The following is an 11,677-nucleotide window of genomic DNA, read 5'->3' as shown; positions in this document are numbered from 1 at the left end:
CCTCGCCACAGAATCCCCTAACCACCGTGGTCCGCGTTTACAGCTGAATATTTGCACTAACAAAAACGCCGCGATCCTCTCGCGGCGTTTTTGTGTGTGTTGCCTTACCCCAGATTCTTGCCGAGCAGTGCGTGATACAGCTCACTGTCCCCCAGAATCCCGACAACTTTGTTGTTGTCGTGCAGCACCAGCTTATTACCCGTCTGATATCGAATCTGCAGCGCGTCGCGCATGCCGATGTTCGAGTCCACCAGTGTCGGCCGACGACCCAACCCTTCAACCGCTTGCCCGGGAATCCAGTTCTGCAGGTCCAGGCTCGCGCCGTTCTGGCGTGCGCCTTTGATGGTGTTGCCTTCGGCCAGGTCCAGCCAGGAGTCGCCGCCCGGATCGAGGCATACCGAACCGTTGATGCGTTTGCAGTTGTCCAGGGTGCGCATCAGGCTGCGACCGCACAGTACGTTCAGCGGATTGGTGTGGGCGACGAAGGTCCGCACGTAATCGTCCGCAGGGTTCAACACGATCTCTTCCGGCTTGCTGTACTGGACGATCCGGCCGTCTTTCATGATCGCGATACGGCTGCCGAGCTTCAGGGCTTCATCGAGGTCGTGGCTCACGAACACGATGGTTTTGTTCAGCTTGCTTTGCAGTTCCAGCAGTTCGTCTTGCAGGCCCTGGCGGATCAGCGGATCGAGCGCCGAGAACGGTTCGTCCATCAGCAGAATGTCGGCATCCATCGCCAGCGCGCGGGCCAGGCCCACACGTTGCTGCATACCACCGGAGAGCTCGTCCGGCTTCTTGTTGCGCCACTGGGTCAGGCCCACCAGCTCAAGTTTTTCATCGACCAGTTTTTTCCGTTCCTTCTCCGGACGACCCTGCATTTCAAGACCGAAGCTGATGTTCTCGCGAACGGTCAGCCAAGGCATCAGGGCGAACTTCTGGAACACCATCGCAATGCGCTTGGTGCGCATCATTTTCAGTTCCGCCGGGGTGCAGGAAGCGATGTCGATCTGCTTGCCTTCGTGCTCGACGAACAGCTTGCCGCGGCTGACGGTGTTGAGGCCGTTGATGCAGCGCAGCAGGCTGGACTTGCCGGAGCCGGACAGGCCCATCAGCACGCAGATTTCACCCTTTTCGACGTCCAGGCTGGCCTTTTCGACGCCGACAATCTGTCCGGTCTTTTTCAGGATCTGGTCGCGGGTCATGCCCTGATCGAGAAGTTTCAAGGCCTCGCGCGGGTCTTTGGAGAAGATTACGTCGACGTCTTCGAAGCGAATAATGCTCATGCGTCACCCCCTACTTTGGCTTCGGGTTGTTTGCAGATACGGTCGAGCATGATCGCCAGCAATACGATCGCCAGGCCGGCTTCGAAGCCCAGGGCGATATCAGCAGTGTTCAGTGCGTTGACCACGGGTTTGCCCAAGCCGTCGGCGCCCACCAGTGCCGCGATCACCACCATCGACAACGACAGCATGATGCACTGGGTGATACCGGCCGCGATGCTTGGCATGGCGTAGGGCAGTTCGATGCGTGCGAGCAGTTGACGGCGCGAGCAGCCGAAGGCTTTGCCGGCGTCCATCAATTCTGCGGGAACATCACGGATACCCAGGTAAGTCAGGCGGATAGGTGCGGCAATCGCGAACACCACCGTAGAAATCAGGCCCGGGACCACACCCAGACCGAAGAGGGTCAGGGTAGGAATGAGGTACACGAAGGTCGGCACGGTCTGCATCAGATCGAGCACCGGACGCATCAGTGTGTAAAACATCGGTTTATGCGCGGCGACGATGCCCAACGGCACGCCGATGACCACGCAGACCAGGGTGGCGAACAACACCTGGGCAAGGGTTTCCATGGTTTCCTGCCAGTACCCCAGATTGAGGATCAGCAGGAAGGAGGCGATGACAAAAACGGTCAGGCCCCATTTTCGTTGAATGAAGTGTGCCAGTAGCGCGATGAGGCCGATCAATGCCAGCGGGTTGAACCAGGTCAGCGCAAAAGTCACGCCGTGGATCATCGTTTCCAGCGACACGGCGATTGCGTCGAAGGTGTTGGCGCCGTGTTGCGTCAACCATTCAACGAAGCCCGCGATGTACTGGCCTAAAGGTATTTTCTGATCAATCAGCATGGTAGTGAACGTCCGCATGCAAGGAAATTAACAGCCCGGGCGACCTGGATCGCCCGGCGTAAGCGATTACTGCGCGAGCTTGGCTTTCACGGCCTCCAGGCCTGGTTTACCGTCAATGGTGGTCACGCCAGCGAGCCAGGTATCGAGGACCTGTGGATTCTTTTTCAGCCAGGCCTTGGCGGCCGCGTCAGGCTTCATTTTGTCGTCCAGGACGTTGCCCATCAGGGTGCTTTCCATGTCCAGCGTGAACTGCAGGTTTTTCAGCAACTGACCGACGTTGCTGCATTCCTGCGCATAGCCCTTGCGGGTGTTGGTGTAGATGGTTGCCTGGCCGAAGTTCGGGCCGAAATAGTCGTCACCGCCGGTCAGGTACTTCATCTTGAAACGCGTGTTCATCGGGTGTGGTTCCCAGCCCAGGAACACCACGGCGGTGTTGCGGCGCTGGGCGCGATCGACTTGCGAGAGCATGCCTGCCTCGCTGGACTCGACCACCTTGAAGCCGGCGTCTTTCAAGCCGAAGGCGTTCTTGTCGATCATGCTCTGGATCAGGCGGTTGCCGTCGTTGCCTGGTTCGATGCCATAGATCTTGCCGTCGAGTTCTTTCTTGAACTTGGCGATGTCGGCGAAATCTTTAAGACCTTTGTTATACAACTCTTCCGGGACGGCGAGTGTGTATTTTGCGTTTTCCAGGTTGGCGCGCAGGGTGTCCACGGTGCCGGCATCGCGGTAGGCCTTGATGTCGTTTTCCATGGTCGGCATCCAGTTACCCAGAAATACGTCCATGTTCTTGCCGTCGGCCAGGGACTTGTAGGTCACCGGTACGGAAATCATCGTGGTTTTGGTCTTGTAGCCGAGGGCATCGAGGACGACGCTGGTGGTGGCGGTGGTGACAGTAATGTCAGTCCAGCCGACATCGGAGAAGTTTACGGTGCTGCATTGAGCCGGTTCGGCGGCTTGAGCCAGAAACGGCAGACTCAGCATGGCGGCCAACAACAACGACGGGGAACCTTTCATGGATGGACTCCTTGGTGTTTTTTTTGGCAGTGTTCCGACTGGACCACCGCACTTATAGGTTGCGGTTGGATGGCGTTTTGGAGACATCTCTACCACGGCGCCTTGCAATCGAGTCGATACGATCATGTACCAGTGAAAATCTGACGCCTACAGGGTGCGTCGTAACCAGTACAGGGATGGTCGCATCCAGTGTCGCTGACGTCGCTTACAGCTATTTTCAGCGTTTTATGCTCCTTCTGACCGTAAAAAAAACGTGAAAACGTAGCGCTGATGGCTCGCGGCGTTGGTGGGCATGAGTGCGTCGGTGTGAGACGTCGAACGACATGACAAAAGCCTGATGATGCGGCCATCTCGGCGGATTGCAGCTTGAGCGTAGCAGCTCCGTCACTGGGCGCTTTGGCGTCTGGAGTTGGCACATCCAGGAGTTCGGCAGTAATGGCTATCAGTGTTTTCGACCTGTTCAAAATCGGCATCGGCCCTTCCAGTTCGCACACCGTGGGACCGATGCGCGCCGCGGCGTTGTTCGTGCAAGGTTTGCGTGAGCAGGGTCTTTTGGAACAAGTACGGCGCGTCGAAGTTCAGCTCTATGGTTCGTTGTCGGCCACCGGCATCGGTCACGGCAGCGACAACGCGGTGATCATGGGCCTGATGGGCGAGTGGCCGGACGCGATCGATCCGTCGCAAATCGGCATTCGCATCGAAACCCTGCGCGAAACCCACACGCTGTTGCTCGACGGTCGTTTGTCGGTCCCGTTCATCTGGGCCCGGGACATGCGCCTGATCGACGAGAACCTGCCGTTCCACCCCAACGCCATGACGCTGATCGTCGAAGGCGATGACGGCGAGCTGCATCGCGACACCTACTATTCCATCGGCGGCGGTTTTGTCGTTGATGAGGCACAGGCTTCCAGCGGCGTGGTCGATCTGGACCGCACCGTGCTGCCGTACGATTTTTCCAGCGCCGTCGAACTGCTTAGCCTCTGCAAGCAGCACAACTTGCGCGTTGCAGAGTTGATGATGGCCAACGAGAAGGTCTGGCGCAGCGAAGAGGAAATCCGCGCTGGCCTGATGACACTCTGGCGCGCCATGCAGGATTGCGTCGAACAAGGCCTCAAGCACGAAGGCATCTTGCCCGGCGGACTGAATGTGCGCCGTCGCGCAGCCAAGTTGCATCGCAGCCTGCAAGAATTGGGTAAACCCAATGTCATCGGTTCGACATTAAGTGCCATGGAGTGGGTCAACCTGTTCGCCCTGGCGGTCAACGAAGAAAACGCCGCTGGCGGGCGCATGGTGACTGCACCGACCAATGGCGCGGCGGGGATCATTCCGGCGGTGCTGCACTACTTTATGAAGTTCAGCGAGGTGGTGACTGACGCCAACGTCGTCGACTATTTCCTCAGTGCGGCGGCGGTAGGGATTCTGTGCAAGAAAAACGCTTCGATTTCCGGTGCCGAAGTCGGTTGCCAGGGCGAAGTCGGTTCGGCCTGTGCCATGGCGGCGGCCGGGTTGGCGGAGATCCTCGGCGCCACACCGGAGCAGCTGTGCAACGCGGCGGAAATCGGTCTGGAACACAACCTCGGCCTGACCTGCGACCCGGTGGGCGGGCTGGTGCAAGTGCCGTGCATCGAGCGCAACGCGATTGCCGCGGTGAAAGCGATCAACGCGGCGCAGATGGCGCTGCGTGGCGATGGTCAGCACTTTATCTCGCTGGATCGGGTGATCCGCACGATGCGTGATACTGGCGCCGATATGCATGACAAATATAAAGAGACATCGCGCGGTGGGTTGGCGGTTAGCGCGGTTGAGTGCTGAGACCGAGTTGATCCCATCGCGAGCAAGCTTTGCTCCTACAGGTTTAATGTCGATCACGAAATATGGGCACGCCGAGCTTCTGTAGGAGCAAGCTTGCTCGCGATAACGTCAGACCAGTCAAAACTGCGCACTAAGTGAACACTCGATTCAAAACGCGCCACGTTTTGGCGCGTCGCTTACAGATAAGCGACTTGCCCGAGATCCGGGATCCAGGTTGGCCATTACCGCCTGTCACCTGCGCTTGCGGTGACACTCTTCACCAGGTCGCTGTAGCCCTGTTCCCACAAGTGCTACCGATTTGCTCACGCCCAACGGGGCAGAGCGCCTCCCGCCGATAATGGCACTTATAACCCCCACTCGCGGCGCGGCTTATATAGACGCGGCGCGACGTCGTTTTCAGGAGTTATTGAACGGCCATTCAACTTTAGGCATGGCATTTGCTCTGTCATTACAAAGCCCGTCTCCCACGCGAGAACGATGGCAATAACAAGAGCCTCCGCCTGAGGCCATCACCCGCTTTGTGTGAGGAGATACCGCGATGACGACGTTCAACTCCGGGGCTCAACCCCAGAACCGTGCGCCTCAATCCATCGGCTTTTTGCTGCTGGACAATTTCACGCTTATTTCTCTGGCCTCCGCAGTAGAACCCCTGCGCATGGCCAACCAGTTGTCCGGTCGTGAGCTGTATCGCTGGACCACGATCACAGTCGACGGCGGTCAGGTCTGGGCCAGTGATGGCCTGCAGATCACTCCCGACTGCTCCATGCACAAAGCACCTGCCCTGGACACCATCATTGTCTGCGGCGGTATCGGCATCCAGCGCACTGTTACCCGTGAACACGTTTCGTGGCTGCAAAGCCAGGCGCGTCAGTCACGTCGTCTCGGCGCAGTCTGCACCGGCAGCTGGGCCCTGGCGTGCGCCGGCCTGCTGGATGGTTTCGATTGCAGCGTGCACTGGGAATGCCTGGCCTCGATGCAGGAAGCTTTCCCGCGTGTGGCCATGAGTACCCGTCTGTTCACCCTCGACCGTAACCGTTTCACCAGCTCCGGAGGCACCGCGCCGCTGGACATGATGCTGCACCTGATCAGTCGCGATCATGGCCGTGAACTGTCGGCCGCGATCTCGGAAATGTTCGTCTACGAGCGCATCCGCAACGAGCAGGATCACCAGCGCGTGCCGCTCAAGCACATGCTCGGCACCAACCAGCCGAAGTTGCAGGAAATCGTCGCGCTGATGGAGGCCAACCTCGAAGAGCCGATCGACCTCGACGAGCTGGCGGTGTATGTCGCCGTGTCGCGTCGTCAGCTGGAGCGGCTGTTCCAGAAATACCTGCACTGCTCGCCATCGCGTTACTACCTGAAACTGCGCTTGATTCGCGCCCGGCAGTTGCTCAAGCAAACGCCGATGTCGATCATCGAAGTGGCGTCGGTGTGTGGATTCGTGTCTACGCCGCACTTCTCCAAGTGCTACCGCGAATACTTCGGCATTCCGCCGCGTGACGAACGCGTAGGTTCCAACACCACGCAACAAGTGGCGATGATGCCGCTGCCGCAAGCACTGGTGCTGTCGCCGTTGTCCGGGCCGTTGTCGGCGTTGAGTCAGGCGCGTAACGAGTCGACGTTCGCCAGCGTTCGTCTCTAGTCATAGCGGGCGTTTGAAAAATACGACGCGCTCGGTTTCCTCGAAGCCAAGCGCCTTGTGCGTCTCCTGGCTCGGCAGATTGTCGAGGCTCGTGTCGGAGGCCATCTCCAGGCAGCCCTGTGCTCGTCCCCAGTGCGCCACCTGTTCGATCAGTCGTGCGGCCACTCCATGCCGGCGCTGCTGCGGCACCACGTAGATACCTTCCAGATACATCACCGGCGAGCTGTCGGTGCCATTGACGTAGTCGCGACGCAACGAGGCTTCGGCCAGACCGACGGGGTGCTCCTGGCTGTCGTAGGCGACAAAGTTGATATAGCGTTGCGGCTCGCTTAGCTGCTGGGCGATTTCGTCCCGATGCTCCTTTTCCGAAGCATCGGGCCAGAGCGCCTGGCGCAAAGGCAGCCAGCCCGCTTGTTCGTCGGACTGGCAGTGTTGGATACGGAACATCAGCGCTCGCTCGTGGTGGGCAGGAAGGCCACTACTCTAGCAAACCCCCGACACCTCAGACGCGACTCTGCTGATACTCCGCCAATGCCGGTAACAACTGCTTATCAATGGCCTGGCGCACGGCGGGCAGGATGGTCGCGCTGCTGGTGTACATCTGCTTGACCATCGTGCGCAGTTCCGTTGCCCGTTCGTTGTTCAAACCCCGTACCGCACATTCGCAGGCCTGCTCAGCGGTTGCGCCAGGGGGCACTGCAAATCCCAACGCCTTGAGCTGGCCCAACAGGTCTTCCTGGTCAATCAAATCGGCGTACATCATGACGCAATCCTTCTTCAGGGAACGGTGTCGTGGTTCGATTCTCGTAGGGGTACGGAGTGGCGGCAAGGACGATTTGTCGCAATGGCCGCGATACCTATGAACAGGTCGTTTTCGGCTAACTTGCCAGAGGGGAGAGTGGGCACACTGGAGTCAGCTGGCTTCACGAAGGTTTGGTCACCCTCGCGCAACGGCTCCTCAACAGTACCCACCTCTGCCCCGATCCTGTCACGGCTTGATTGGGGCTTTTTTTGCCTGTGAATCAGGGTTTTTTGTGTTGCCTGTGCAGACGCGCCATCGCGAGCAGGCTCGCTCCCACAGTTGATTTGTGCACGACGCAAAACCAATGTGGGAGCGAGCCTGCTCGCGATGAACGATGACGCGGTTTAACGCTGCAACACGAGGATGCGCGACAACAATTCATCACGGTCGACATAGCAACCCTGCAAATGCCGGGCGCCGGTGGCGGGGTCGAAGGCGTTGCGGGCGTGGAGGGTGCGGCGGTTGTCGAAACACCACATTTCGCCGGGATTTAACCGCGTCATCACCCGGAATCGCGGTTCCCGGGTCATTGCAATAAAGTGGCGGTACGCGTGATAGAGAGCGGGCATCTGCTCGACCGACGCATCGAACGGACCGCGCAGAAAATTCGCCAAGCGGATTTCCGAAACCTGCCCAAAGGCATCCAGCGCGATGATCGGCGCGAGACGGCGGTAGTCGCTGTGGCGGTCTTTGTTGCGGAACTCCACAGGGATTTCGCAAAGGCTTTTGAACGCCTCGGGATCTTCATCGCGCAAGGCTTCGGCAATGGCAAAACCGTCGACGAAAATACTCTCGCCACCCTCGGCGTCATTCACTAGGCAATGCAGAAATTGCAGCCCCGGTTGCAACTCCCGGGTCGGCAAATCGCTGTGCAGCGGCAGGTTGAAAGCGGTGTAGGCATTGCTGTCGGCATCGGCCTTGGATTGCACGTTGAACAGCACGCCAAAATTGCTCTCGCGGATGAAGGAAATCCGCTGGGCAATCAACTTCAACGAGCCCGGCTCGGTGGGCACACCGCGGACCTGAGTCAGGCCGACATCGCGCACGGCCAGCAGCCATTGCAGCAAGGCGTCGTTGTCGTTCATTAACGCTTGGTAGTCGAACACCGGCAGCTTCAGGTTGCTGTTCCAGAGCTGGCTTTTTGGCTTGGATGCCCGGCGTTCGGCGCGGGACTCGTCATCGTAGGCGTGGGCCCGTAACCAGCCAGGATTGAAGCGGCTGAGATGGCCGTCTTGCCAGTCCACACGCAGGCAGCCTTCGGCATCAATGCTGACGTCCGAAGGCTTTAGGTTTTCGGCGACGTCGACGATTTCCAGCACTTGCTCGCGGGTGACGGTGTAGACGCACAGCGGGCACGGGCAGTTGTCCCGCAACCACTGATGATGAAACGGGCTGACACGGTCATCGGCCCACTTCACTTGAATTCGGTCCGCCAGGGTGTGTACGGCGGTCAACGCGCTGATCAACGGGTAGGTACGGAAGTCGGCAAAAGCGGCGGCGGTGTTCAATGGCGATCTCCTTGTTATTTTTTAGGGGGTAACGCGACCACTCGGCCAATGTAGTCGGGGGCGGGAAGGTCGGTTTGCTCGGCGACGATGGCTTGCAGCTTGCTCAAGGTGTCTTCGCTGAACGGTGCGGAGCGCGGCCCGGCGAGGTCGACGTGCAGCAGCATTTGCTCGTTGCCCGCCAATTCCTTCTCATCCCCCGCCAGATGCAGGCTGTGATAGAGGTGCAGGCGTTTACTGTCGTGACCGATGATTTGGGTGTGCACTTCGACGTCGGCGTCGAGCTTCACTTCGTGCAGGTAATTGAGGTGCAGTTCGAGGGTGAACAGCGAGTTGCCGCTGGCTTCGCGGTTGCTGCTGTCCATGCCCAGACGATCCATCAGCGCGTCGGTGGCGTAGCTGAAAATCAGCAGGTAAAAGGCATCGCGCAGGTGGCCGTTGTAGTCGACCCAGTCGGAGATGATTTTGGTTTGGTAGGTGGTTAGGGCAGGCATGATTTTTGGTTCCGGCAGGTGGGAATGTGTTTGATTGAAGATCCATCCCTCGCCCCAGCCCTCTCCCCAGTGGGGAGAGGGGAAAGGGAGCAGATTTTCGTACTTTTCAATCCTGAGTTCGACCCGATATCGCAGGTCGCAGTATTTCGACTAAACACCTCGGTCAGTCCCCTCTACCCTCTGGGGAAGAGGGTTAGGGTGAGGGGTCAACCTCAAGCCGACCGCAACTATTCGCTAAACGCCATCCCATGCTTCTCTTTGGTAGTTTTCACCGCCTCCAGCACCGCCAGCAAGCAATCATCACGATAGCGCTCCAGCGCCGAAATGCTGTGCGTACCCAATTGATCGCTGGTGCCATCTACCACATCATCGATCAACTTCTCGGTCAGCTCCGGTGCCGGCAGATACGTCCATGGCAACTGCAACGCCGGCCCGAATTGCGCCATGAAGTGCCGCATCCCCGCATCGCCACCCGCCAGGGTGTACGTCAAGAACGTGCCCATGAACGACCAGCGCAGACCCGCGCCAAAGCGAATCGCATCGTCGATCTCACCGGTGGTCGCCACACCGTCGTTGACCAAGTGCAGCGCCTCACGCCACAACGCTTCGAGCAAGCGGTCAGCGATAAAACCGGGTACTTCCTTGCGCACATGCAGCGGACGCATGCCCAAGGATTCGTAGACTTTCATTGCCGCTTGAACGGCTTCCGGCGCGGTGTTTTTGCCGCCAACCACTTCCACCAGCGGCAGCAGGTAAACCGGGTTGAACGGGTGCCCGACGACGCAGCGTTCCGGGTGCGTCGAACTCTCGTAGAACTCGCTCGGCAACAGGCCGGAAGTACTGGAACCGATCAAGGCATTGGGCTTGGCTGCCGCGCTGATTTTGCTGTGCAGTTCCAGTTTCAGGTCCAGACGCTCAGGGGCGCTTTCCTGAATGAAATCCGCGTCGCGAACGCATTCTTCAATGGTTGCGACAAAGCGCAGCCGATCCTGCGATGCACCCGGCGCAAGGCCCTGTTTCTCCAACGCGCCCCAGGTATTGGCGACACGTTTGCGCAGCGTGGCTTCGGCACCGGGCGCGGGGTCCCAGGCCACCACGTCGAGGCCGTGGGCGAGGGCGCGAGACACCCAACCGCTGCCGATGACACCGCTGCCCAGGGCTGCGAAGGTTTTGATTTCAGTGATAAAGCTCATGGCGACGTCCTAAAAGAATTTGGTGATCTTGTAGGAGCGAAGCTTGCTCGCGAAGACGGCTTTCCTGGCGCAAGAAATCCACCGGATGTACCGGCCTCTTCGCGGGCAAGCCTCGCTCCTACAGGCTTGTGTGTGGAGGGTCAACCGCGCTTGGTCAGGCCCATTTTTGCCCGGCCTTCCGCCGGCGTCAGAACACGGGCGCCGAGACGGCTGAGGATTTCCGAGGCGCGTTCGACCAGTTGGCCGTTGGTCGCCAGTACGCCCTTGTCCAGCCAGATGTTGTCTTCCAGACCGACCCGTACGTTGCCGCCGAGCAGCACCGCTTGTGCAGCCATCGGCATTTGCATGCGACCGATGCCGAACCCGGCCCAGACCGCATTGGCAGGCAGGTTGTCGACCATGGCTTTCATGGTGGTGGTGTCGGCCGGCGCGCCCCACGGGATGCCCAGGCAGAGTTGGAACAGCGGGTCGTCAAGCAGGCCTTCCTTGATCAACTGTTTGGCGAACCACAGGTGGCCGGTGTCGAAAATTTCCAGCTCGGCCTTCACGCCCAGCTCTTGAATTCGCTTCGCGCCGGAACGAAGTTGCGCCGGGGTGGACACGTAAATGGTGTCGCCGTCGCCGAAGTTCAGGGTGCCGCAATCGAGGGTGCAAATTTCCGGCAGTAGTTCTTCAACGTGAGCCAGACGGGTCAGCGGTCCGACCAGGTCGGTGTTCGGGCCGAACTCCATCGGGTTCTCGCCCGCGCCGATTTCCAGGTCGCCGCCCATGCCGGCGGTGAGGTTGACGATGATGTCGACGTCCGCCTCGCGGATGCGCTCCATCACTTCGCGATACAACGCTACATCACGGCTGAATTTGCCGGTTTCGGGGTTGCGAACGTGGCAGTGAACGACAGTGGCGCCGGCCTTGGCGGCTTCCACGGCGGCAGCGGCGATTTGTTTCGGGGTGACCGGCACGTGTGGGCTCTTGCTGGTCGTGTCGCCAGCACCGGTGAGTGCGCAGGTGATGATGACGTCGTGGTTCATGAGGCGGGTTCCTTGCAAGCGTGATGATTCCGTTCGCAGCCCGGTCGGGCTGCGAGTCGGTG

11 protein-coding genes are annotated in these 11,677 nt (G+C 59.4%); 2 read left to right on the top strand and 9 right to left on the bottom strand.

Going from position 1 to position 11,677, the window contains the following annotated elements; translation table 11 throughout:
* Positions 1-104: 104 nt before the first annotated feature.
* From choV to QFW87_RS27310, 3 genes are all read right to left on the bottom strand, one after another.
* Complete coding sequence (gene choV, locus QFW87_RS27320) at positions 105-1,283, bottom strand: choline ABC transporter ATP-binding protein (RefSeq protein ID WP_283181978.1); 1,179 nt, start codon at positions 1,281-1,283, stop codon at positions 105-107.
* Positions 1,280-2,125, bottom strand: a complete 846-nt coding sequence (gene choW / locus QFW87_RS27315) for a choline ABC transporter permease subunit (protein ID WP_282380591.1) — start codon at positions 2,123-2,125, stop codon at positions 1,280-1,282. The genes choV and choW overlap by 4 nt, the downstream gene beginning before the upstream one ends.
* A gap of 66 nt (positions 2,126-2,191) precedes the next feature.
* Positions 2,192-3,139 carry a choline ABC transporter substrate-binding protein gene (locus QFW87_RS27310; RefSeq protein ID WP_283181977.1) on the bottom strand — a complete coding sequence of 316 codons (948 nt, stop codon included), beginning with the start codon at positions 3,137-3,139 and terminating at the stop codon, positions 2,192-2,194.
* 435 nt (positions 3,140-3,574) lie between these two features.
* Between QFW87_RS27310 and QFW87_RS27305 the strand changes: the two genes are divergently transcribed.
* Positions 3,575-4,951: an L-serine ammonia-lyase gene (locus QFW87_RS27305; RefSeq protein ID WP_283181976.1), complete on the top strand. Its 1,377-nt coding sequence runs from the start codon at positions 3,575-3,577 to the stop codon at positions 4,949-4,951.
* A gap of 538 nt (positions 4,952-5,489) precedes the next feature.
* Entirely contained in the window at positions 5,490-6,593 is a 1,104-nt protein-coding gene (locus QFW87_RS27300; RefSeq protein ID WP_046029844.1) for a GlxA family transcriptional regulator, read from the top strand.
* Here the strand turns inward: QFW87_RS27300 and aac(6') are convergent, their stop codons facing one another.
* The 6 genes from aac(6') to QFW87_RS27270 all read right to left on the bottom strand — a co-directional run bounded on the left by aac(6') (position 6,594) and on the right by QFW87_RS27270 (position 11,615).
* The gene (gene aac(6'), locus QFW87_RS27295; RefSeq protein ID WP_283189299.1) at positions 6,594-7,040 is read right to left on the bottom strand and encodes an aminoglycoside 6'-N-acetyltransferase; all 447 of its coding nucleotides are present in this window, start codon (positions 7,038-7,040) and stop codon (positions 6,594-6,596) included. It lies immediately after the preceding gene.
* Between the two features lie 55 nt (positions 7,041-7,095).
* Complete coding sequence (locus QFW87_RS27290) at positions 7,096-7,356, bottom strand: hypothetical protein (RefSeq protein ID WP_283181973.1); 261 nt, start codon at positions 7,354-7,356, stop codon at positions 7,096-7,098.
* A gap of 383 nt (positions 7,357-7,739) precedes the next feature.
* A complete protein-coding gene (locus QFW87_RS27285; protein ID WP_283189298.1) occupies positions 7,740-8,903 on the bottom strand; it encodes a gamma-butyrobetaine dioxygenase in 1,164 nt (387 codons plus the stop codon).
* A gap of 14 nt (positions 8,904-8,917) precedes the next feature.
* Positions 8,918-9,394, bottom strand: a complete 477-nt coding sequence (locus QFW87_RS27280) for a thioesterase family protein (protein ID WP_283189297.1) — start codon at positions 9,392-9,394, stop codon at positions 8,918-8,920.
* A gap of 227 nt (positions 9,395-9,621) precedes the next feature.
* Positions 9,622-10,587 (bottom strand): L-carnitine dehydrogenase, encoded by a 966-nt coding sequence (locus tag QFW87_RS27275; protein WP_283181970.1) that lies wholly within the window; start codon positions 10,585-10,587, stop codon positions 9,622-9,624.
* Positions 10,588-10,727: 140 nt separating this feature from the next.
* Positions 10,728-11,615, bottom strand: a complete 888-nt coding sequence (locus QFW87_RS27270; RefSeq protein ID WP_283189296.1) for a 3-keto-5-aminohexanoate cleavage protein — start codon at positions 11,613-11,615, stop codon at positions 10,728-10,730.
* Between the last annotated feature and the right edge of the window lie 62 nt (positions 11,616-11,677).

The organism is Pseudomonas sp. PMCC200344, from assembly GCF_030053095.1.
In the GTDB taxonomy this organism is placed as follows: Bacteria; Pseudomonadota; Gammaproteobacteria; order Pseudomonadales; family Pseudomonadaceae; genus Aquipseudomonas; species Aquipseudomonas svalbardensis.
The sequence above is the reverse complement of the archived record's forward strand: the minus strand, read 5'-3'. Positions and strand labels throughout refer to the sequence as shown.

What these genes read in the sequence shown, in the direction of transcription:
- QFW87_RS27270 (WP_283189296.1), bottom strand. Translation starts at nt 11,615, where the DNA reads ATGAACCACGACGTCATCATCACCTGCGCACTCACCGGTGCTGGCGAC.
- QFW87_RS27305 (WP_283181976.1), top strand. Translation starts at nt 3,575, where the DNA reads ATGGCTATCAGTGTTTTCGACCTGTTCAAAATCGGCATCGGCCCTTCC.
- choV (WP_283181978.1), bottom strand. Translation starts at nt 1,283, where the DNA reads ATGAGCATTATTCGCTTCGAAGACGTCGACGTAATCTTCTCCAAAGAC.
- QFW87_RS27290 (WP_283181973.1), bottom strand. Translation starts at nt 7,356, where the DNA reads ATGATGTACGCCGATTTGATTGACCAGGAAGACCTGTTGGGCCAGCTC.
- QFW87_RS27310 (WP_283181977.1), bottom strand. Translation starts at nt 3,139, where the DNA reads ATGAAAGGTTCCCCGTCGTTGTTGTTGGCCGCCATGCTGAGTCTGCCG.
- choW (WP_282380591.1), bottom strand. Translation starts at nt 2,125, where the DNA reads ATGCTGATTGATCAGAAAATACCTTTAGGCCAGTACATCGCGGGCTTC.
- QFW87_RS27275 (WP_283181970.1), bottom strand. Translation starts at nt 10,587, where the DNA reads ATGAGCTTTATCACTGAAATCAAAACCTTCGCAGCCCTGGGCAGCGGT.
- QFW87_RS27300 (WP_046029844.1), top strand. Translation starts at nt 5,490, where the DNA reads ATGACGACGTTCAACTCCGGGGCTCAACCCCAGAACCGTGCGCCTCAA.
- QFW87_RS27280 (WP_283189297.1), bottom strand. Translation starts at nt 9,394, where the DNA reads ATGCCTGCCCTAACCACCTACCAAACCAAAATCATCTCCGACTGGGTC.